The sequence below is a fragment of the Hahella sp. KA22 genome (assembly GCF_004135205.1).
GTDB lineage: Bacteria > Pseudomonadota > Gammaproteobacteria > Pseudomonadales > Oleiphilaceae > Hahella.
The window spans coordinates 4,264,507-4,285,998 of sequence record NZ_CP035490.1; the positions used below are offsets into that span (position 1 = coordinate 4,264,507).

General features: G+C 52.1%; 23 protein-coding genes. 13 read left to right on the plus strand and 10 right to left on the minus strand.

Annotated elements, in window-relative coordinates; genetic code table 11:
- Positions 1-15: 15 nt before the first annotated feature.
- Positions 16-837: a sulfotransferase gene (locus tag EUZ85_RS18830; protein WP_127970833.1), complete on the minus strand. Its 822-nt coding sequence runs from the start codon at positions 835-837 to the stop codon at positions 16-18.
- 389 nt (positions 838-1,226) lie between these two features.
- On the opposite strand from EUZ85_RS18830, the gene EUZ85_RS18835 reads away from it, so the two are divergent.
- The 5 genes from EUZ85_RS18835 to EUZ85_RS18860 all read left to right on the plus strand — a co-directional run bounded on the left by EUZ85_RS18835 (position 1,227) and on the right by EUZ85_RS18860 (position 5,418).
- The gene (locus EUZ85_RS18835; RefSeq protein ID WP_127970835.1) at positions 1,227-1,742 is read left to right on the plus strand and encodes a phage tail protein; all 516 of its coding nucleotides are present in this window, start codon (positions 1,227-1,229) and stop codon (positions 1,740-1,742) included.
- Positions 1,743-1,763: 21 nt separating this feature from the next.
- Positions 1,764-2,291 carry a phage tail protein gene (locus tag EUZ85_RS18840; RefSeq protein ID WP_127970837.1) on the plus strand — a complete coding sequence of 176 codons (528 nt, stop codon included), beginning with the start codon at positions 1,764-1,766 and terminating at the stop codon, positions 2,289-2,291.
- 18 nt (positions 2,292-2,309) lie between these two features.
- On the plus strand, positions 2,310-2,840 hold the full coding sequence (locus EUZ85_RS18845) for a phage tail protein (protein WP_127970839.1): 531 nt from the start codon (positions 2,310-2,312) through the stop codon (positions 2,838-2,840).
- Positions 2,841-3,249: 409 nt separating this feature from the next.
- Positions 3,250-3,639 carry a nuclear transport factor 2 family protein gene (locus tag EUZ85_RS18855; RefSeq protein ID WP_127970843.1) on the plus strand — a complete coding sequence of 130 codons (390 nt, stop codon included), beginning with the start codon at positions 3,250-3,252 and terminating at the stop codon, positions 3,637-3,639.
- A 192-nt stretch (positions 3,640-3,831) separates the two neighbouring features.
- Entirely contained in the window at positions 3,832-5,418 is a 1,587-nt protein-coding gene (locus tag EUZ85_RS18860; protein ID WP_127970845.1) for an ABC-F family ATP-binding cassette domain-containing protein, read from the plus strand.
- An 87-nt stretch (positions 5,419-5,505) separates the two neighbouring features.
- On the opposite strand, the gene EUZ85_RS18865 is transcribed toward EUZ85_RS18860, so the two are convergent.
- Both EUZ85_RS18865 and EUZ85_RS18870 read right to left on the minus strand, forming a co-directional pair.
- Positions 5,506-5,898 (minus strand): DUF4440 domain-containing protein, encoded by a 393-nt coding sequence (locus tag EUZ85_RS18865; protein WP_127970847.1) that lies wholly within the window; start codon positions 5,896-5,898, stop codon positions 5,506-5,508.
- A gap of 215 nt (positions 5,899-6,113) precedes the next feature.
- A complete protein-coding gene (locus tag EUZ85_RS18870) occupies positions 6,114-6,614 on the minus strand; it encodes a hypothetical protein (RefSeq protein ID WP_127970849.1) in 501 nt (166 codons plus the stop codon).
- A gap of 229 nt (positions 6,615-6,843) precedes the next feature.
- Here EUZ85_RS18870 and EUZ85_RS18875 point away from each other — a divergent pair, with 229 nt between their 5' ends.
- On the plus strand, positions 6,844-7,416 hold the full coding sequence (locus tag EUZ85_RS18875) for a hypothetical protein (RefSeq protein WP_127970851.1): 573 nt from the start codon (positions 6,844-6,846) through the stop codon (positions 7,414-7,416).
- The gene (locus EUZ85_RS18880) at positions 7,413-7,721 is read left to right on the plus strand and encodes a DUF6210 family protein (protein WP_127970853.1); all 309 of its coding nucleotides are present in this window, start codon (positions 7,413-7,415) and stop codon (positions 7,719-7,721) included. The genes EUZ85_RS18875 and EUZ85_RS18880 overlap by 4 nt, the downstream gene beginning before the upstream one ends.
- A 785-nt stretch (positions 7,722-8,506) precedes the next feature.
- Here the strand turns inward: EUZ85_RS18880 and EUZ85_RS18885 are convergent.
- Complete coding sequence (locus EUZ85_RS18885) at positions 8,507-9,424, minus strand: pyridoxal-phosphate dependent enzyme (RefSeq protein ID WP_127970855.1); 918 nt, start codon at positions 9,422-9,424, stop codon at positions 8,507-8,509.
- Positions 9,425-9,642: 218 nt separating this feature from the next.
- On the opposite strand from EUZ85_RS18885, the gene EUZ85_RS31405 reads away from it, so the two are divergent.
- Positions 9,643-9,867, plus strand: a complete 225-nt coding sequence (locus tag EUZ85_RS31405) for an AraC family ligand binding domain-containing protein (protein ID WP_206617921.1) — start codon at positions 9,643-9,645, stop codon at positions 9,865-9,867.
- A 26-nt stretch (positions 9,868-9,893) separates the two neighbouring features.
- Positions 9,894-10,424: a helix-turn-helix domain-containing protein gene (locus EUZ85_RS18890; RefSeq protein WP_206617922.1), complete on the plus strand. Its 531-nt coding sequence runs from the start codon at positions 9,894-9,896 to the stop codon at positions 10,422-10,424.
- Positions 10,425-10,445: 21 nt separating this feature from the next.
- Here the strand turns inward: EUZ85_RS18890 and EUZ85_RS18895 are convergent, their stop codons facing one another.
- From EUZ85_RS18895 to EUZ85_RS18910, 4 genes are all read right to left on the minus strand, one after another.
- Positions 10,446-10,970, minus strand: a complete 525-nt coding sequence (locus EUZ85_RS18895) for a hypothetical protein (protein ID WP_127970857.1) — start codon at positions 10,968-10,970, stop codon at positions 10,446-10,448.
- A 195-nt stretch (positions 10,971-11,165) separates the two neighbouring features.
- Positions 11,166-12,884: a bifunctional protein-serine/threonine kinase/phosphatase gene (locus EUZ85_RS18900; protein ID WP_127970859.1), complete on the minus strand. Its 1,719-nt coding sequence runs from the start codon at positions 12,882-12,884 to the stop codon at positions 11,166-11,168.
- 81 nt (positions 12,885-12,965) lie between these two features.
- Positions 12,966-13,802, minus strand: coding sequence for a formate/nitrite transporter family protein (locus EUZ85_RS18905; RefSeq protein WP_127970861.1), 837 nt, complete (start codon positions 13,800-13,802; stop codon positions 12,966-12,968).
- Between the two features lie 1,181 nt (positions 13,803-14,983).
- A complete protein-coding gene (locus EUZ85_RS18910) occupies positions 14,984-15,316 on the minus strand; it encodes a hypothetical protein (protein ID WP_127970863.1) in 333 nt (110 codons plus the stop codon).
- Between the two features lie 727 nt (positions 15,317-16,043).
- On the opposite strand from EUZ85_RS18910, the gene xdp1 reads away from it, so the two are divergent.
- The gene (gene xdp1, locus EUZ85_RS18915; RefSeq protein WP_127970865.1) at positions 16,044-16,784 is read left to right on the plus strand and encodes an exosortase-dependent surface protein XDP1; all 741 of its coding nucleotides are present in this window, start codon (positions 16,044-16,046) and stop codon (positions 16,782-16,784) included.
- 75 nt (positions 16,785-16,859) lie between these two features.
- Here the strand turns inward: xdp1 and EUZ85_RS18920 are convergent, their stop codons facing one another.
- The gene (locus EUZ85_RS18920) at positions 16,860-17,252 is read right to left on the minus strand and encodes a hypothetical protein (protein ID WP_127970867.1); all 393 of its coding nucleotides are present in this window, start codon (positions 17,250-17,252) and stop codon (positions 16,860-16,862) included.
- Positions 17,253-17,468: 216 nt separating this feature from the next.
- On the opposite strand from EUZ85_RS18920, the gene EUZ85_RS18925 reads away from it, so the two are divergent.
- The 3 genes from EUZ85_RS18925 to EUZ85_RS18935 all read left to right on the plus strand — a co-directional run bounded on the left by EUZ85_RS18925 (position 17,469) and on the right by EUZ85_RS18935 (position 20,143).
- Entirely contained in the window at positions 17,469-18,242 is a 774-nt protein-coding gene (locus tag EUZ85_RS18925; RefSeq protein WP_127970869.1) for an AraC family transcriptional regulator, read from the plus strand.
- A gap of 110 nt (positions 18,243-18,352) precedes the next feature.
- Positions 18,353-19,801: a winged helix-turn-helix domain-containing protein gene (locus EUZ85_RS18930; protein WP_127970871.1), complete on the plus strand. Its 1,449-nt coding sequence runs from the start codon at positions 18,353-18,355 to the stop codon at positions 19,799-19,801.
- Positions 19,802-19,843: 42 nt separating this feature from the next.
- The gene (locus tag EUZ85_RS18935) at positions 19,844-20,143 is read left to right on the plus strand and encodes a hypothetical protein (protein WP_127970873.1); all 300 of its coding nucleotides are present in this window, start codon (positions 19,844-19,846) and stop codon (positions 20,141-20,143) included.
- Between the two features lie 295 nt (positions 20,144-20,438).
- Here the strand turns inward: EUZ85_RS18935 and EUZ85_RS18940 are convergent, their stop codons facing one another.
- Positions 20,439-21,410 (minus strand): hypothetical protein, encoded by a 972-nt coding sequence (locus tag EUZ85_RS18940; RefSeq protein ID WP_127970875.1) that lies wholly within the window; start codon positions 21,408-21,410, stop codon positions 20,439-20,441.
- Positions 21,411-21,492: the final 82 nt, after the last annotated feature.

A 21,492-nucleotide genomic window follows, 5' to 3' on the forward strand; every position in this document is an offset into this window, starting at 1 on the left:
CTTCGCCTGACGCCGCTATTGCTTGGGCGCGATGCAACTCGCATTGGTCCCTGAGGTATCAAGCCAAAACGCCAATTCACTGTATTTCTTGAAGAGATCGGGAGGTAAAATGCTGGGTCTGGGGCGAAATTCCACTTTCTTGTTCACCCTGTGCAGACCTTTTACGCCAATGGCGTGGTCAAACTCATCAGCGTCGAATTCAACACAGTCAAAATCATGGGAAAACTCTCGCTGGCCAATAAACTGGTACAGCAGAGCGACCGCCTTTTGCGGGTATTGGGTCAGCAGGTCATAGTCGATCAGTAGCAAGCGTTCCGAAAATTCGCCGTAGAACGCTTCCTTCAGCGCCATCAACGCCATGCCCAGCGACCCATTTTCAGCCGCCAGCGCTTCACACCGCGTATAGACAGTCTGTCGACTCTGCGGCGTAAACATCCGGCTGTAATCAAACGGATTGGCGCGATAGACCCTTTCGAAGCTGTCCATAACCCAGGCGGGGTTGCGCACGCAACAGATCACTTTGAAGTCATCGAACAACTCTATCAACTGATGCAGACGGGAGGGCCAGATGCGATTGGTGTCGAAAATCACCGCAAAATCAGAGTGCGGTTGGTAATACGAGTCAAAAATGCCGCGACAGATCAGCTTGCGCCGGTTTGCGTCAAACAGCGTGTAAAACTCCGACTCCGCTCCCATTTGCTCCAGGCATCCGTTCATCAACGCGCAGACCGGGCTACTGATGGCGGCGTAAAAGCGAGGGTTTTGTCTGAGAATACCGGATAGAAGCGTAGACCCTGACCGAGGCAGGCCTGCGATGAAGTGAACCTGGCTTTCCATGATATAAGCACTGTCTCCCAACCCGAGAGCGAGATTTGACGTCTCATCTGAGAACGCCGGCAAACCATCTCGACCTGACTTTTATTGTGTTCAGATTATGAGCAAGTATAGAGCACCCAGCTATTTCGCAATGGAACGGTAAAAAGAAATTACCAAATGACGAAGGAGGGGTTACAAAGTCGACTTACGACCAGGATAGGCAGCGACATGTACTCCACAGACGGACGTCGACTTTCTTGCCGCCTAAAAAAACGTCAACTAACCTTGCTGATACGCATTTACTTAAAATGCAGACCATTCCGGCTGTTTAGTACTCTCGATACCCCCTGTTGGCTGGCGTCCTGTCGGCGCAACGGGGCTGTACATGGATCAAACAAGGAGACGCTTCAATGACTCCGTATCTCGGACAAATAAGCATGATGGGATTTGGCTTTCCGCCTGAAAGCTGGGCGCAGTGCAATGGCCAGATCCAACAAATCACCCAAAACCAAGCGTTATTTGCGCTCGTAGGCACGCGCTTTGGCGGCAATGGCACATCCACCTATGCGCTACCAGACCTGCGTGGCCGAACGCCGGTTCACCTCGGCGCGTCCTACTCTTCTCAGGTGGGTGTGGCCGGTGGTTTAGAGCAGGTTACTATCACCGAGTCCACCATGGGGGCTCACATTCACCCCGTTTACGCCTCATCCTCTCCCGCAGATAAAGGCGGCCCGAAAAACGACCGCATACTGGCTGAAACGCCAGATATTTACTGCTCTCCAGACAATCTGACAACGATGAACTCGCAAGCGGTCGGCTTTAATGGCGGAAGTAATGGCAGCGCAACGCCTCACGCGAATATGCAGCCATCTTTAACAATTAACTTCTGCATAGCGCTAGACGGCGTTTTTCCTCCACGTAATTAGTCACAGCAAAGGAGATGCATCATGTCAGAATCGTTTCTTGGTGAAATCAGAATATTCGCAGGACCTTTTGTTCCGGTGCAGTGGAGCTTTTGTAACGGACAAGTCCTTACCATTGCTCAGCAGTCCGCCCTATTCAGCTTGCTGGGGATAGCCTACGGAGGAGATGGAACAGTAAGTTTTGCGCTACCGGACATGCGAGGGCGCGCGCCCATTCACACTGGAACCGGACCGGGGTTGACCACTCGACCAATAGGCAACGCCACGGGTACGGAAACAGTGACGCTGACCATGGCGAATATCCCTTCTCATACGCACGCCCTGCAGGCGTCTAACAACGCAGTGACGACGAATGTCAGTCCGTCGAACCAGGTGACAGGAGTCACAGACGTCAGTTTCTATACAACGACGACAGACCCGACAAGCATTACAACTTTATCGCCGCAAGCGATCGGCAACAACAGCGGAGATGGAGCACACTCCAACATCATGCCCTATCTCGCACTGGCTTTTATAATTTCCATGAACGGAACATACCCGACCCGCAACTAAACATAGGAGCAAGGAGCCATGTCTGAACCGTTTTACGGCGAAATCCGCATGTTCACCTATCAATTCGCACCTGCAAACTGGGCGTACTGCAGCGGACAAATATATCCGATTAGCCAAAACCCTGGGTTATATGCCGTCATTGGCACTCTTTACGGAGGAAATGGCAGCAGTACTTTCGGCCTTCCAAACTTGGAGGGGCGAGCCCCAGTCGCCTGGGGGACAGGTGTCGGGCTAAGTAGTTACCAACCAGGGCAAAGCGGCGGCGCCTCTACGATCCAGCTGACATCCAGTCAAATCCCTTCTCATAATCATACGTTAAACGCGGTGACCAGCGCAGGAACCACACCTGAGCCCGGAAACCAGTTATTTGCGTATCAGGGAGGTGACGCCCAGCCAGACTACAAGCAGCCTCCTTTGGGCACGCTGGTTACCATGTCCAACCAGATGCTTGCAGTCACTGGCGCATCGGCAGGACATGAAAATAAACAGCCCTTTCTGTCCATACCATTTTGCATTGCGCTAGACGGCGTGTTTCCTCAACGCAATTAAGCACTTGGCGAAATGGGCGCCAAGCGCCCATTTTTCTTGCGCCTGCAAACGTCACTGTTTTGTTGTCCTCCCCATTTCCCTGGCGAAGTACCCCCGCAACCACTCATGCGCGGGGTCTCTGTGCGAACGTTCATGCCAGAACATGGACATTTCAAAACCCGGTATTTCAACGGGAGGTTCGACGACGCGGTATTTGTCGCTGTCGGCGACAAGTCGTGAGGGCAGCATCGCGACGTTCCAAAAATGAGAGAAGCAAGTAATCCTTCTCCTCATTTCAGCCTGTTAACCTGCTCACTCTACGCAACAGTGAATTGACGATTCCCCGGTTTTTCCTATCTTTTACGCAATTTAAACTCCCTCCCCTGATTTGAATTTATACCGATTAACCCAGAATACAGGCGGAGGGTTTATGACCAATCTGGATATCATCAAAAGCACTTATGAAGGCGCGAATTCAGAGGAAAATGGCCGTAATTTGTTGCTGTATCTGGCGGTGGATGTCAGATGGACGGAGGCCGCCGGGTTTCCTTATGCCGGCACTTACATTGGCGCTGAGGCGATCGTCGAGAATGTATTCAAGCGTTTGGCGGCGGATTGGGATAACTATCAATTCACCGTAGAAGGCTATGTCGCGCAGGATGACAAAGTCGCAGCCTATGGAAGTTATTCCGGGGTCCATAAACAGAGCGGTAAACACTTTATCGCCCGGGTCATGCATCTTTGGACATTGAAGCAGGGAAAAATCGTCTGTTTTGAGCAGTTTGTCGACAGTTTGCCTGTCGTAGAGGCGACACGCTGAGCCGCCATTTATAAATGAAATATCTATATTTGTTAATGAGTTAGCTATAGCAACCAAAACCGGTTTAAGCTACTCTACTTCCGGTTTTTCCCACGCGCCGCCCAACGCCATTTTCGCCCTGTCCTCATTCGCGCGAACTATTCCGGACGTTATCTCAAGGCGCGTCTCTTTCCGCCATTTACAGGAGGTTTTATGGCCAGCATCAGCGTGCAAAACTTAACTTATCGCTTCGATAACGGCGACACCCTGTTTTCCGATCTGACGTTTACCCTGGACGATAAAATCACTGGTCTGGTGGGCCGCAACGGGGCGGGTAAATCCATCCTGGCGGCGCTGCTGACAGGGGAAAAGACGCCTTATTCCGGTTCGGTCAGCACTTTCTGCCGGGTGGGCGGGTTGCGTCAGATTGGCGCAGAAGAAAAGCTTGTGCAATATGAGACTGTCAGCGACTTTCTAGGCGTTCGCGCCAAGCTCGAAGCCCTCTCCCGAGTCGCTGCAGGCGGATGCGATCCTCATGACTTTGAATTGATCGGCGATAGCTGGCTGCTGCGGGAAGAACTAGAGCAGCAACTGCTGGCGCTGGGGCTGCCTGTAGACCCCTTTTTGCCTTGTCAGGCCCTGAGCGGCGGTCAGCTGACCCGACTCGCGCTACATCAGCTTTTCCAATCCGACTACGGCTATCTCATTCTCGATGAGCCAGGCAACCATCTGGATGAACAGGGCAAACACTGGTTGATCGAACAAATGCGGCGCTTCCACGGCGGCGTTCTGATCATCAGTCATGATCGCGATATTCTGCGTTGCGTGGATGACATTCTGGAACTGAACAGCCTCGGCGTGCGTCACTACGGCGGAGCCTACGATATTTACGCCGAACAGCGCGCCAATGAGCTGGCCAGCCAGGAACGACGCATCGACCATGCAAAGACGCAGATCAAGCAGATGCGCCAAACCATGCAAAGAAATCGTGAGAAAGCCCAACAGCGAGCTGGTCAAGGCAAACAGGTTGCGCGTTCGGGCAGTCAGGCGAAGGTTCTACTGAACAGCAAAAAGCAGGACGCAGAACGCGCCGGCGGCGCCCGAGAAAGTAACCAGAATCGCCAAATGGCGCAGGTGCAGGACCAGCTTAGCAAGCTGAATAAGCAGCATGAAATGCTCAAACAGCAGAGCCTGTCTCTGGGCAAAACAGAGAAACGCGTCTCCCGCATTCTGGATATCACCGAATTGCGCCTGCCTTATATCCAACAGGAAAACGACATCACCTTCTCTGTCGATTTCGGAGAAAAAATCCGCCTGTCCGGCGCCAATGGCAGCGGTAAGTCCACCTTGCTGAAAGCGATCGCCAGCCGCCTGTCGCCCCTTCAAGGAGATATTCAGGTGCGCGCTGGCCTGTGCTACCTGGATCAGCATTTCACCCTGCTGGATAGCGCCAAGTCCGCACAGGAAAACCTTGCGCATTTCTGCCCTCATCTGTCGGAAACAGATCAGCGCACGCTATTGGCGGGGATTGGACTAAGAAGAGAGCGAGCGGATCAGGCAGTGGCCACTTTGAGTGGCGGCGAAAAAATGAAAGTCGCTATGCTGGCGATCAGTCATCAACCCGGCGATACTCTGTTGTTGCTGGATGAACCGGACAATCACCTGGACCTGGATTCCCGGCTGATGTTGGCTCAAGCCCTACGCGACTTTACTGGGAGCTTATTAGTGGTCAGCCATGATCAGGACTTTATCGCCGACATAGGCGTAAGTGGAGAGATAAGCCTGGACAGCTCAGTCTGAAATATGGAATGACGCAGGGGCATAAAATCAGGGCGTCACGCATAAACGCAACCGCCCTTATTGATCATTATTTAAGCGGCTGGCGGATTACTGAGGAACCGGCACGCTGCTGTTAAAAATGTCCCGATGCAGCTTCCATTTCCCGGCTTCTTTTTTCCAGATAACGACGTATTTACCTTGATCGAGCACTTGCCCGCCCTCGCCTTCAAGCGCGAACTTACCGACTTCCGACGCGGCGTCCCCATATCCCTCTACTTCGAGGGTTTCCAGTTTCATTTCCTTAACGCCCATGTCCATGAAGGCTTGAAACGCGCCTTGAATCGCCGGCTGCCCTTCCACAAAGTCGGCGTGGGGAGGCATCAGTTGCGCGTTATCCGTGTAGCAGGCGGCGATGCCAGCGGCGTCGCCCTGGCTGAAAGTGTTCATAAACACCTTCTCCGCCGCAAGAATAGCGGCCTGGACTTCTGTTGAAACGTTCATACCAACCTCCCGCTTCATCAGTTAGGGTTTGTTATTGCACTCAGGCTATCGATTAAAAAGTAGACGCATGCGGACATTGAGGCAAATATCCAATAACGCGGAAATTAAGCCGCACAGTTATAAGCGCGCATTTTTAGTTCCATCGAAGCATCCCTTCTTCGATGAGTGACAAGCTCGCCACGACCGTTGTTCATCGATGGTCGTCGCGTTGCTTTTTAGAGTCTGCTGTAAACAATCACCGTGCGGTCAAGATAGGCTTCATCGGTCACTACATTCACCGTGCGCACCAGTTTATCGTCCACGCGATAGATCTGATCGCTGATAGTGGTGTCGCCATCGTCATAGCGGAGAATGACTGAATATCGGTTGGTTGGGGCAGCCCACGAGGGAATATCGTCCGCCTGCAGAAACACGCCGGACCTGTGTGTTTTCACCACGCCACTGAATGGAACCACTTGAGGCGTCAAAACACCGTCCGTGTCGAACCATTTAACCTCGGGTTCGCCCTCTTTTTCTTCAGTAAAGAAACCGTTTTCTTCTATGGTTAAAGTCAGCCCGCTAGCAGGAGCGACGCTATCAACCAACTCTTCGCCAGAGCCGCGCAGCCCTGATTTGATTCTGTCGTCATGCACGCCGCCCGGCTCCTGTGCGATGTCGCTACTGACAGAAATGCTTCCATCCAGCAGCCATGTGCCAACAAGGGATTCTATGCTCATAGGGATACTCTTATAGGTAATATTCTATCTTGTTTCCTGCGCCTGATTTTTATTGGCGTCACCGCCAATCCTACCTAATTTGCAAAGGGATTTGTTTTAAGAATTTCTAACGTTTTCGCTGAGTTATGCTTGAACTTTTGTCGCTGACATTTTCATTTAACTTAACAACGACAGGGCCCTGATCGCCTGGAAGTGATAGAATCCCTCCTCTTTTTCAGGGCGCTCAATAATGGAATTACATAAGCTGGGATATGACGAAAAGTGGCTGGCATATCAGATTCTCGATCCAGAGCTATTCAAACAACAATGCCAAGCCTATGAGGAAAACGGCGACAGCCATACAGAGCACTATCGCTACGCAGCCTTTTTGCACTGGATCGCAACCAGAGCCGCCGCCCCGGATGAGGCGCTCAACCACTTCGTGGAACTGACGCTGAGTGACCCAGACAGCATGATGGGAGGAAGCGCGTTTATTCAGTTACTGTCGGCGTCCTGGCTGACAGACCCGCAATTCGACTTGCTCAGTCGCCGGGCGCAGGAGTTGGGAAACTGGACAACCGACAAGGTTGAGCGGGTCGCCCTGATGCGACGCCTGAGAACCGGCGGCTTAACCCCGTCCCTTTTTCGAGATTGTTTGCAACTGGAGGATTCCAGCCTTCATGAAATCCTGCTGAAACGTAGCGATATGGACCAGGACATGATGAAAGCACTTGCGGAGCACGGAGCCAATAAACGCATTCGCAATCTGGCGAAACAGTATTCTGCGTCGAAGAAGCGCTGGGGAGACGCCGCACAACCATGAAAATCACCTTATACGATTCTGTCGGAACCGCCATCATTATCGGTTGTAAATCCGGGGTGATTTACAGCAATCAAACCGGCGGGACCGCCTGCTTGCAGCCCGAATACGAAGGCGTATTGATCCCCATTGCGAACACAATTGGTATACCGAACTTGAATCTGGTCAGCCCTGAAAAACTACTCAACTGCGCAGAGCGCCCGTTCGCCCTGAGCCTGTCGAAGGGCCTCCCAGAGCGCCTCCACCCCAGTCGGCTCAAGTGGACGTTATTTCCCGTTGGGTCAGTTTTGGCTCAAGGTCACTGCTAGACTGCCGCCCTTCGACAAGCTCAGGGCGAACGGTTTCTTGGTGGTGGTTATTATCCAGACAGCCAGATCGCTGCCGCCTTTCCGATAAAGGAGAGGACACGTAAGCAAACCACAAACGACACCCTGTTCGCCCTGAGCCTGTCGAAGGGCCTCCCAGAGCGCCTCCACCCCAGTCGGCTCAAGTGGACGTTATTTCCCGTTGGGTCAATTTTGGCTCAAGGTCACTGCTAGACTGCCGCCCTTCGACAAGCTCAGGGCGAACGGTTTCTTGGTGGTGGTTATTATCCAGACAGCCAGATCGCTGCCGCCTTTCCGATAAAGGAGAGGACAAGTAAGCAAACCACAAACGCCCCCCCCCTTTCGTCCGGAGCCCGTCGAAGGCCATCCTGAAGACTACTCGACTAGGCAACCCCGTTCGCCCTGAGCCTGTCGAAGGGCTTTCCAGAGCGCCTCCAACCCAGTCGGCTCAAGTGGACGTTATTTCTCGTTGGGTCAGTTTTGGTTCAAGGCCACTGCGAGACTGCCGCCCTTCGACAAGCTCAGGGCGAACGGTTTCTTGGTGGTGGTTATTATCCAGACAGCCAGATCACTGCCGCCTTTCCGATAAAGGAGAGGACACGTAAGCAAACCACAAACGACACCCTGTTCGCCCGGAGCCCGTCGAAGGCCATCCTGAGAGACTACCCGAGTATAGCCCTAGGCCTGTCGAAGCCATCCTGAAGACTAATCGACTAGGCAACCCCGTTCGCCCTGAGCCTGTCGAAGGGCCTCCCAGAGCGACAAACTTATCCCGTTTCCGCCCACTTGCGAATCTGATCAATCGTCGCTGTCGCCCCGCCGCACACAATCACCAAAATCCTGTCGAATGTCGCCAGAACAGGATGGTTTTCATACACAACCGCCAGACTGGCCCCGCATGCCGGCTCGACCAAAATGCGATGATCCGTCAGAAACCGCTCACAGGCGGATAACGCGCTGGGGTCAGAAACAACAACGCTGAGAATACTATGTTGCTTCGCACATTCCAGGGCTCTCGCCGATACCCGCTTGGCGCCCAAGGACGTAGCGATGCTGTCGATACGCTCCAGCTCTATGCTATGTCCCACCTCCAACGCCGCGTGAAAGGACGCTGCGCCTTGAGTTTCAACAGCGATAACGGGAACATCCGCCCACTGATTACGCTGCAAGCCCTCGACCACGCCAGAGAGCATGCCGCCTCCCCCCACACAGAGCAGCACCGCGTCCGGCTTCATTCCCGCTCTAGCGACTTCATCTATCATGGTCGCATGTCCCCGCCACAGCAGAGGATCATCGAAGGGATGAATAAAGGCGTCCGTGGCGCCAACCAGCGCTAGCGCATGCTCATTCGCCTCCTGCCAGCTTCCGCCGTGAACGATCACTTCCGCCTGTTCCTGACGCAGCAGCTCTTTGGCTCTCGCGGTCGTGGTTTCCGGCACGACCACGAGGGCGGGAACGCCCAAACAACGCCCCGCATAGGCGACCGCCAATCCTGCATTGCCGCCGGAGGAGCTGATAAAACGTTGCGCACCCTGCTTTTTGTGATGCTCGCAGGCGGCGCCTACGCCGCGAATCTTGAAAGAGCCCGGCGGCTGCAACGCCTCCAGCTTTAACCAGATCGAACGTTGCGACGCCACGCTCAATGGCCGCGATTCCAGCAAAGGCGTTTCGATATGCAGGCTCATTATGCTCCCCTCATCTTCTTGTGATTTTGTATGGAAAATAATCCTGTCAGGCCACTAGTGAGATCGTGACGACCGACCCGATCCGACGATAGCTCAGAAAGAAACTCCTGCCTTGTAAAATATTGACGCCTGGCCCGGCCTTCCCGCAGATGGTAAGGGTTGTTATAGTCCTTTTGCTCCGTAGGTTTCACGTCTGACTCCAACTTTTCCAATCGCCCATGAATGACAGCATTCAGTATCAACGCTGCGCCGACATCCCCGGACTGGTGCTCGGCGCAGGTCGCTTCGCCCAGTTTGATTTCGGCCGCCATTACCATCTCGATTATCACATCGGCATCGTCACGGAAGGCGTGCAGCGTCAGCAATATAAGGGGGAGACACAGGTTCTGGGCCCCGGTTTTATTTCACTGATGGCGCCTGCGATAGCGACGCCTACACATTGAGAACCTTTCGGGTCTCACAGGACTTGATGCAGGAAGCCAGCGCAGAACTCAGCGACGCGCATCTTGGCCCGGAACTGTTTGGCAATGTCATTGAGGATTCAGCGACTGCGACGCGTCTGTTCCATCTGCACAACGCCATGTGCTCAGAGAGAGTTTCCACGCTGGCGATACAGTCAGAATGGCTGTCAGTGCTGGACGCATTATTCACGCAGACGCGGGCCATCAAGCCCAGACGCGATCCCAATACCCTTTCCCATGCACAGTGGCGACGCATCCATGATTACTGTCTGGCGAATCTATCCGAAAAAATCACCCTGGACGATTTAGCGACCCTATGCGGCCTGGGTCGTTTCCTCTTTCTCCGCCAGTTCAAGCGCACTGTAGGCATGACGCCCCAAGCCTGGCTATTGCGACTCCGCCTGGAACAAGCCTGCGCCCTGCTGACCCAAGGCTCCCTCTCCATCGCACACATCGCCCAACGCGTCGGCTTCTACGACCAAAGCCACTTTAACCGGAGTTTCAGACAGGCGTTTGGGGTGGCGCCGTCGGGGTATTAGGTGTGAACAGTCCTAATAGAATTACTGACCATATTGGATTCGCTTGAAAGAGACGGCGCCTTTTGAGTTTGCCGCTGTCGAAAAGAATGTCCCCGACATGCTATCGCTAGACTCGGCGACTAAATGAACAAATGTTGAACTTTTTCTGATTAGCCCATCTTCCTTCAAAGTTAAGTCGACCAGATTATCCGAAAAGAATTTATACGTTATCGTGCCTGAAATTTCCGAGTGGCTTCTCTTGGAGGGGTGATATGCTATGGACTCGCTATTTGTTTCTTCCGCGACCTTTTCGCCTAAACCGGAAATACCAAGGCCGTTTTGGATTAGAAAAATTTCATGAGTAGCTGTCATCCCCTTGTAAGGGTTGTACTCGGTATTCTCAACATAAAACTCCACTTTCCAGCGCCCACTCAAACGATCAACTTTATAGAGATAGTCATTCCAAAGCCCAAAGATAATGGCTATCAGAATTGCGGAAATTATGTTCTCGCTAATTCCCTTAAAATGACTTGGCAGTCCTCTTAATTTCCTTACCACTGATTTCATAGTTCCAATCACTGTGGAGTCGCCAAACGCGGTGCCATCACCTTACCTCTCCCAAGTCTATGAGATTAATACGGCGAATTTTCGAGGTTGAGAGTAAAAATTTAGACTCGCTGTTCCTGAAGGGCAAATACAACTTCACGCACAAATTTGCATCAGTCCTCGTCAATATCTTACGCTGAAGGGGAGTAGCCCCCATCAACTCATCATCTGCCAGATCAACACTGCCATAAGCACCAACGAAACCCCTTGCCAAAACATCACCGGGTTACGCTCCAGAATGGGAGGCCGGGTCTGGTTGAGGTAGGCGGGGTTGGGGTGACGGAGGTCGTGGAGGAATTCCGAGATTTCGGTGTAGCGTTTGTGGGGATTGGGGTGGACGGCTTTCTTGAGGGTGGCGTCTATCCAGGCGGGGATGTCTCGTTCTTCGCTGAGCACGGATTTGTAGGTGAGACGCTTCTGTGCGCCTGCGGTGCGGGTTTTAGCGACGTCGGCGCCATAGGGAAATCCGCCGGACAGCAGATGATAGGTCAGCACGCCCAATGAATAGAGGTCAGAGCCGGGGGAACCGACTTCGCCGAGGAAATATTCTGGCGCCGCATATAGGGCTGTGCCAAGCAAATTCGGCTGACGCACGCCCTGGTCGTTTTCTGCAACGCCGCCTACCCGGGTTGAGCCGAAATCTATGATTTTCACTACGCCAGACGCGTCGATCATCAGGTTGTCCGGTTTTAGGTCCTGATGCAGCATGTCCATGCGGTGAAAAGCCATCACCCCTTTCGCCGCTTGCTCCACTATGCCTCTTACCGTTTCCAGATCCGGTCGCGGGTGGTCCCGCAGCCATTGGCTCAGCGTTCGGCCTTCAATGTATTCGCTCACTGTGTAGAGGTAGCATCGCGGGCGCTCGAACTGCGCGGCCTTCGCTACATGCAGGCTATTAATGCGGCGTGCGATCCATTCTTCCATGAGCAGGCGCTCCAGATAGGCGGGGTCGCCCTGCTGATCCGTCGCAGGCGTTTTTATTATCACTTTGGTTTTAGAAGCGAGATCTAAAGCGAGATAAACATGGCTACAGCTGCTGGTTTGCAGGCAGCGCAGGATTTGATAGCCATCAAACTCCGCTCCGGCATGCAAAATCGGGGGAAGCGGTAAGGATTCCACCTGTTGTTGGAACAAAGAATCCACGTCACAGGGCAACGCCTCTACGCGAATGATCTGCAGCGTCAGGTTGTCCTTACTGCCCTGCTCCAACGCATAATCGACCATGCGTTTGGCGATAGCGTCCAGATCATCGGGCTCCTGTAACGCCTCGATCAAAGTATGGGCGTCGCAGTATTCATACACGCCGTCGGTGGCCATGATAAAGATATCGCCCAGCCTGAGCCGCAATGGCTGGTAGTCGATTTCAATGTGTTCTCTGAATCCCAGCGCTCGGCTCAGATAGCTCTGACTTTGCGACACCCACAAACGGTGATCATGGGTCAACTGCTCCAGAGCCCCGTCCCGCAGACGGTAAACGCGGGTGTCGCCGACATGAAGGATATGCGCAATGTCGGACTTGAACACCACCGCGCTAAACGTACAGACGTAGCCTTTTTCCTTGTCATAACGATACACGCTGCGCTGGCCTTCGGCATACAGCCAGGAGTTGGTCGCCCGCAAAACCCGCTGCGCCGCGTGCTGCACAGTCCAGGCGTCGGAGGTGCAGAAGTAGTCCTCCAGAAAACTTTTCACCGCCGTCTCACTGGCGACCTGACTGATCGAGCTGCTGCTGACCCCATCGGCCATCGCAAACACAGCGCCTTTCATGGTGAGTTGCGCACCCTTGGGAACACAACCGCCATGAAAATCCTGATTGATCTCTTTGCGGCCTTTATCGGTCCATTGACCGAAGGAAAGCGTCAGCTCATTGCGCATAAATGTAGTGAGCCCCGACGTCCGTTCGCAGACGCCAGGGCCGGCAACTGTCCTCAGGTGTTGTGTAATCAGGCGCGCCGATCAAGCCATCGCTTCTTTACCGGACGCCGCCAGTTTGCGTTTCGGCGCTGTTTTATAGTGAGTGCTGTACAGGGTGAGCCCGGTGAAAGCCAATCCACCCACCAGATTACCCAGCGCAGTCGGAATTTCATTCCAGATGAAGTAATCCATGATAGAGAAATCGCCCCCCATAATCATGGCCGAAGGAAACAGGAACATGTTCACAACAGAATGTTCGAATCCCATGAAGAAAAACAACATGATAGGCATCCACATCGCCAGAACTTTACCGGAAACCGTCGTAGAAATCATCGCGCCGACCACTCCCATGGACACCATCCAGTTACACAGCATGCCACGCAGAAAAATGGTTAACCATCCGGCCAGACCATATTGCGCGTAGCCAAGAGTACGGGCCTCCCCCACGCTGGCGATCTTGCTTCCCACCGGACCAGGGTCCGTATTAAAACCATAGGTGAACACGAAAGCCATCATGAAAGCCACCGTCAGCGCGCCGGCGAAGTTACCCAGAAACACCAGTCCCCAGTTCCTCAAAACACCTTGGGTCGTCACGCCCGGCCGCTTGTCCAGCAACGCCAGAGGCGTGAGCACAAACACCCCGGTCAGCAGATCGAAGCCCATCAGATAGAGCATGCAGAAGCCAACAGGAAACAACATGGCGCCAACGAGAAACACGCCCGTCTGCACCGCAACCGTGACGGCGAATACCGCCGCCAGCGCCAGAATGGCGCCCGCCATATAAGCGCGGATCAAGGTATCTCGCGTCGACATGAAAATCTTGGATTCGCCAGCATCGACCATCTTGGTCACAAACTCTGAGGGGATTAAGTAAGCCATTGCAACTCTCACATCATGTTATAAGTTTGGTGATGGCATTTGGCGTCAAGGACGTAAATGCTGACTCCAACAACGCAAATTAGGGGCCAGAAGCTCAACAAACCTATTTGATAACAGTGTGTTAGATAGTTATGCGCCCCATAATGGCGCAAATAAAACATCCCTCATACAAGGCGTTCGCGCACATCCGGTGCGAAAGAGAGTTGGAGAGCGTCAGGATTAGTGCAAAAAAGAAAGGACCAGTACTCCCGCCCTGGTCCAATGCGACAGTCAATACCCTAGACCGTCTTTAGAAGCGGCGTCAGCGACGCAAGTGACGTCTGTTATTATTAATCAGGTAGACAAATAGCCGCCTTCTATTGGTCTGCAACGACAGGGCCTGCAAAGGTCACCCCCTTCCTCCCGCTGCCAGCCGCCGCGCAGGCGCATCCATCAAACGGCGAGAAATTTAGAGTCATTAAATACATTTAAAAAGGAGCTTGGCCGCGACACCAAAATGCGTCCAGCCTGCTTTACAATTACGGCGCTTTCTTTATGAGAGAAGCAATTACCAGGCGCAACGTCTCTCATCCTGTACGCACTTTCATCCAATCTAAGGGACTCTATATTACTAAAGTCTTTTAATAGCGCAGCGTGAGTACACTCATGTCCTCCTTTAATGTACCCGCCATCAGGAATAGAAGAGATATTCGTATCCGACGCAGTCTGAATAGTAATAGGAACTATTTTTAATGAGCTTAATGGGCCGAACCTCACCAAGGATTGGGTCAATCCCGCCATAAATACATGTGAGGGTTCTATCCCTCTATGCGACAGGCCAACTCCTATTTGTGTCCCTTCCGAGCCAATAACTCTAAATATCATTGTGCTACAGTAGGTCAAAGGACCAGATCTGAGCACGCCGAATTCACCACTTTTTAGAATCATCGTCTTTCCCATATCAACTATGAAAGGCATAAAAACCACCACAAATAAATAGTATTATATTGATCAGATACTTAATCTACTTTTGTGAAGGTATATGTTTCTCATAAATAAAAGTATCCTACAGATGTAGGATACTTTTGTTCCTGCTAGAGAATAGTGCTCAAGTATTAGACATTAATATTACTTAGCAGTTTCATTTCCAGTTAATAATCAGCATATGAACATATGCTCATAAACCCTGTAACCTGAGTTGGCTACCAGCTCTCCATATGCCCAAATTCATAATGAATCTTGCGCTCCGCCGCCAGCAGCTGCACCGTGGCGTGGGCGTTGAGCGCACAGAAAACTTCCTGTTTGAGCGCATCGTCGTGACTTGAGAGAGATTCTTTACATCTCAGGAGAGCAGTAACCAAAGCGGAGTAATTAAGCACCCGTTCAAGAGCGCATTCCCCGCTTTTGCGCGCAATCCACTGCGCAATGTCTTTGATTTGCTCCAGCTTGCGATTGACCAGGGACAGCATCGTCCCCGTATCCAGAGTTCCATCCCCGGCAGCCAACCATGAGTGATCAACCAACCGTACTTGCATAAATAACTTCTTTTGCGAATTTGATGGGGCGATTCTTGTATCAGAATGGACTTGGGAAGCGCTCCTGGCTGTTGATAGGTATAGCGCATGAACATGACAGAATAACTACAATCGTCATCGGCACGCTTAGAGGTGCGAGATCTGAGGCCCCGCCACCTCCTAAAAGGCGCCTATTTTTTACAAGTCAGGGTAATGTCTTGTTGATAATGAGGGCCCGCTGAGGTGCTAAAACTATAATTCTGGTGTTCGGCAAGTTTGAGAAGAAGCGGCGTATATCATCCTTTCAAGATGACAAAGCCTATAGATTACTTTTTATCTTTGCCTGAAAGGCACTTCTGAGTTATGCCTGAGCGAGCTGTATAAAACAGTCATTTTCAGTGTAATCCCACCTTTACACAGGAAAACCCTAGGTTTTTTCTCTCGTATACTCTCAAAAGACTATCCCTTAATGGAGAACCATTTTGGCAGACTCAAACTTATTAACTATAGGGTTTAGATTAGTTTTGCTTAACATTGTTTACTTTTGGCCGCTTCGTAACCAATTCACCCCATTTAAGTAACCAATTATCACATTAATACGATAATGTTTTCGCTTTATATTTTGTCAAACTAATTGACATTAAAAACTTGTTATACAGCCAAAAGCATTGATATATATGCATGGCACAGGAATTGCTGAGGTCGATTTGCTTTGTTAAGTAAATCTACAATGGAGAGAAGTATTCATATGCTAAAAACATTAACCAAGGGATTGTTATTATCAGCGCTGACGGCGTCTTCCGCCTATGCAAGCCAAATCACCTGGGACCTGACCGAAGGCGTTCGTTACGGCTCATACAATAACTCTCTTTCCTACTCGAAAGACGGTATGAGCCTCACCGTAACCGGCTGGAGCGACACAAAAGGTCCTGCGGACGATAAAATCGAAGGCGCCCGCCTAGGTCGCTGGAATGGTCTTGGAGTCTGTAACGACGACGAATACCGCAAGACTCGTTGCGCCACCCCAGAGCACTCTACAGACAATGATCCAGGTCGCGATGGCGATTTTGACATGATCATGCTGTCCTTCTCCGAAGCGGTTAGCCTGAGCTCATTTCAAAACGGCTGGTACGCCTACGACTCAGATGTCTCCCTGCTCGCCTACACCGGCGGCGCGCCTTCCTACAATCTGAACGATAAAGATTGGGAAGGCCTGCTCAGCGACGGCTGGAGCGTGGCTGGCAACTACTCCAACACCATGACCAAAGAAACCGCGACCAGCACGGATCTGGTTTCCAAGTTCTGGTTGATTGGCGCTTACAATCCCGCATTCGGTGAGTTGGGCGAGCTGTGCAACGAACTGAACGATCACTTCAAATTGAAGATGCTGACCATCGACACCGTTGAGTGTCCCGAGCCAACCGCACTGGGCCTGTTCGGCCTGAGCCTGGCGGGCCTGTTCGCGGCGCGTCGCCGCAAGGCCTCTTGATCTAGCATCCAAGTAGCGCCCGATTCCAAGCCGGCCTTGCGCCGGCTTTTCTTTTACCATGTATACGCTTATTTATCAGAGGGATTCTTTTATGTTGTAACCGGCCGCCAACACTTCCAGTTGGCCAGTATCATTAAAATTAAATTTGTAATGCCGGTGGCTTTTCTCATGCATTAAGCCTTGATCACAATGCAGCTTAATCCATTCGGAGTCACAGATTTCATAGCATGAGTCATCCCGCTCTCCGTCCAGTAACTCCATCGCTTCGCTCCACTGATATGCAACAACGTCGTTGAAGCATATTTCGACTTTTTGTTCCCGCCAGTCCTGATAGCGGAGCGTCAGGTCTCCATTTTTGCTGTATATCTTTAAATCTTCGGCATCAGCAGTAGAAATAGAGTCGTTCAAGTCTCTTATATATCCCATAAAAACACTCTTTTTGAGTAATTTATAGCGTAGTTCACCCATGTCCAAAAAGCGCCATTGGGAGCCCCTGCGCAGACTGAACGGCCTTTATCGGAGGTTGGGAGAGCGGCGCCACCCCATATTCAACTAATTGATTTTTAATAATAAATATAAATTTGAGATAAATTGGAGAGAAACCGGATACCCGCGAGATTCATGAAAAACGTCGCCTCTCGATAATCGATCGCATTGACATTTGATCGATGCTCGAGGTGAAAAATGGATCAGTCGCTGTATTATCATTGGAACAACTTATGTCTTTATATGGGTCGCTTTGACGGGGCCTATCATTGGCAGCATATTGCGGATAGTTTCATTGTCAGTCTTGATAATGAATTTGTCGTTAAGCTGGCGAGTGGAGAGGTTATTTCCACACGCTGTTTGATGATTCCCGCTAACGCCCGCTGTGATTTTGTATTGAACAACCAGCGCATTGCATTTGTGTCATCTCATTTCTGGCGCAATATTAAAACCACCCTGACCTATAACTATTATTGTTGTGAGCAGGACGGGCTTCTTTTTGATTTCCTGGGCGCGTGTGATATTGCACGGGCTTTCCGGGACTTATATAAGAAACGTCCGTGCGCCAATGACGCCAAGGAGATATTGGATCAGATTCTTAACCCTAAACAACATCCGCTTGCTCCACCTTTAATGGATCGCCGAGTTCGCAAGCTGATCGAATTATTGTTGAAGAATCCGGATCACTCTCAATCCATCGACGATTATGCGGAACTTATGCCGATTTCCGCCGCGCATCTCAGTCGATTGTTCAAGCAGGAAACCAATATTTCATTCTCGCGATTTCGCCTGGGGGTTCGTGTGTTGTATTTCATCAAGCAGTTTTCGCGCAGCCGTAATTTAACTACCGCTGCGCATGATTCCGGGTTTGCGGATCTGGCGCACTTAAACAAATGCCACAAATTATTGTTCGGCATCTGCCCCTCGCAGTTATGGCTGAGCGAATCTGAACTTAAGATCTGCGTGGCCTGAACAACCATAGGCGAGCCCAGTTAATTGAGAATATCTCTTAACTCCTGTGCGGATATCCGGTAAAGGATTTGTATAATGCAGACCAACCGTTTTCAGCATAGGAGCGCTCCGTGTCCGACCGAGATTATGAAGAAATGCAAATTGGCGAGTGGCGCATCAATGTAGAAACGAACCGGCTCTATCGTGAAGCGGCGGAGCATCAACTGAGTGATAAAGTCTGCAAAGTGCTTCTGGCGCTGGCGGAAAATCCCGGTCGTACAGTGAGCCGGGAAACGCTGATTCAGAAAGTCTGGAATGAAAACGAATATGTCGGCGAGCAGGCGCTGAATACCGCCATCTGGCAATTGCGCAAAGCGTTCAACGACAGCAGCGAAGCCCCTGAATACATTGAGACCATTCCTAAAAAAGGGTATCGCCTGCTCAAGGAAGTCTCTGTCATCCCCTATCCTCCCAGACCGGATATCACTCCCCCGCCCCCCGCGGAGCCTGTACCAACTCCCGAGCCGGAAGCCAGTACGCCGGTTAGTCCAGCGGAGCCGCCGCCAGAACCCGTAACAGAAGTGACTCCCCACACATCGACGTCCAGCGCCCCACCGCGGCGCAAAAAGTCCATGATGCTGGGCGGTGCGTTACTCCTGCTGGCGGGCGCCACGCTGATCGTCAAGCTGATGTACGGCCGCGAGGATGCGCCCCCGGCGCTGACTTATTGGTGCGGCGTCGATGAGGGACGTATGCAGCGTCTGGGCGTCGATCCCGCCAGCGCCTGCATGCTGGAAACGGATCAAGGCCAGTTTGGTCTGGCCATCGGCGAGCGCATGGCGCAGATCAGCTCATCTTATTATCAATCGGCGGACACAGGCGATATCGCCGGCGACATCTTCTTCTGTGAGAACAATCACAAACGACAGGGGCACAAAAACAACAGCCTCCTGAATTTCGTCACCCTGAAAAACCGTTGTATGGCGCAAGGCGACGGCGAAGTCGACATCGCCGAACGAGGCGGCGCCCGCGCATCACTGGTTTGTGCGGGGTATCTGCCGCAATCCATTCATTTGCAGACGTCGACGGCGGAAAAACATTGCGCCCTGCCTGCCGCCTTAACCACGAATCACCCTAACGCCGTCAAAGACCCGGATTACTGGTACGGGGTTCGCCGCGACGAACTCGCAGGCATCGGCATTGATGAAGCGGCCAATTGCCTTCTCCACGCAGAGGACCCCACCTGGATCGACACCATTGAGTTCGGTTGGATATGGGGTTCACGGCGCTGCACGGACAGCAGCTCCAACCCGGTTGGATGCGGCGTGGTCAGCCACAATGCGCAACGCACCGGGGCGACGGTGAGCGACTTCTTCACCCAGCAACAACTGCAAAGTCGCTGCGCCGCCGGCGCGGACAAAATCGCCTTAACGCCGTCAGGCTGGTGGCGTCCTGAGTACAAAGACAAAACCTCGCTGGACGCTTATCTGCTATGCGAACAACAGCAGCCCAAAGCGATTCAGTTGTTGTTCAAGCCCGTCGTAGGCGAGCCCATTGAGAAGACCTGCGCGCTATATTAATTCAATAGATGAAGTTCAATTGGGATCTTAAAGGTACTGACCATGAATGCTAAAACCTGGCTGCTTGGGGCCTTGATCGCCCTTACGTCGACAACCGCGCTTGCCGCCGAGCCCAAACTGGTGATCAAAGAGAACGATTCTCTGCAAGACGTGCTGCGCGGACAGGCGGACAAAAAGATCGGCGTGCTATTGAATTCCGGCGTCGAATTACATGGGGTACTGAAGGAAGTCGGCGCCAAAGTGATACGCCTGCAGGAGCTGCGCAATCGAGAAACATTTGATGCGGTCATCCCTCTCAGCGAGGTCTCCGCCGTGCTGATCGACAATCATTTGTTCGATTGAGTCGCCTGATTTCAGGCTTCCAGCCATCCATCAATTCATTGATATATAAGCATTAATATAAATTTGAGATAAATTAGAGAGCGATTGGATAGCCGTGAGATTCAGCGGCGCATGGGGTCGCCCTAACATCCGTTTCATCAACAACGCAAACGGAGAACCCCCATAAATATCGCACTAATTATTGTCCTTATTCTGACCGCAGCCGCCATCGGCGAACTGAGACACCGGTACAACAATACGCAACGCAGCAACCAGAACAAAAAGAACGGGACTCACTGAGCCCGTTCGTTGACGATCAGGATTTATGGACAGGCTTATCCTTCAACAACGCCTCTGGTATGGGACACTGCTTTTCCTGTGTTTCCCCTACCAAAGGCTTAATCGCCAGCTTGACGCCCGTCGGCGCGCCTTTGGCGCACTGGATATAGCCTTTCACGTAGGACAGGCTTTCATCGTGGTTATCAAGCCGTCGGAAAGGTTTGGTGACTTCCACTTCGCCGTCCCTGGTCTTCTGGCACAGCTTGGCCAGCACCGGCTGGGCGTAAAAACTGGACATCTTCGAGCCGCGCATGCCGTTATCGTTAGCGAACCAGCCGCAGGCATGCTTATTCTTGTAATAGTTGGTCAAATGGCAGGCGACATCGCCCCACACAAACGCAATAGTGAGATCTTCCGGATAGGTCGGGTCCGTCACCGCCAGCGAACACAGCTCCTCTTCCGGAGCGATGCCACGACGCTTAACGTCTGCGCTATCGAGACCATACTTGGCGGATTCAATTTTGAAATGCGGCGTCGCCACCTTCAGGACCTCTGGCATGCCACAGTCTTTCTCACCCGCTTCCGTTTGGATTTTGATATTCGTGGCCTGATAGTGCTGGCACTCCACTGTCGCCTGAACGCCCTCGGAAGTCAGTAGTTCATGCGCGCCGTCCTTTTTCAGGCTGCAGATTTTCTGCAACTTGGCGGTGGTCAGCATGGTGTCGCCGGATAAAGTGACCGCCTTGCCCCCTTCGCACTTGCGCAACATGGCGCCAGGATGACGCCCCTTCTCCGGCGTAAACCAGGTATTGCTGGATACATTGAAGTGTTTCTCGGCCTCGATCAGCACCAGCTCCCCCGCCCCTGTCGGCAAGCGGCATTCGCTGGCCTTGTTGACCCGCCAGTCGCGGATGTTGTCATCACTGTAGCCGCACCAATATTCCGCATTCACATGAGCGGCGGCGAATAATAAGCAGATAGGAGCCAATACATATTTGAGAGTAGCCATGATGGGTTTTGTCAGCCAGCTTGCAGATGGTCAGGGGAAATCCGTTTTGTTGAATGATTATAGGCGTTTATCTGTGGTTTTA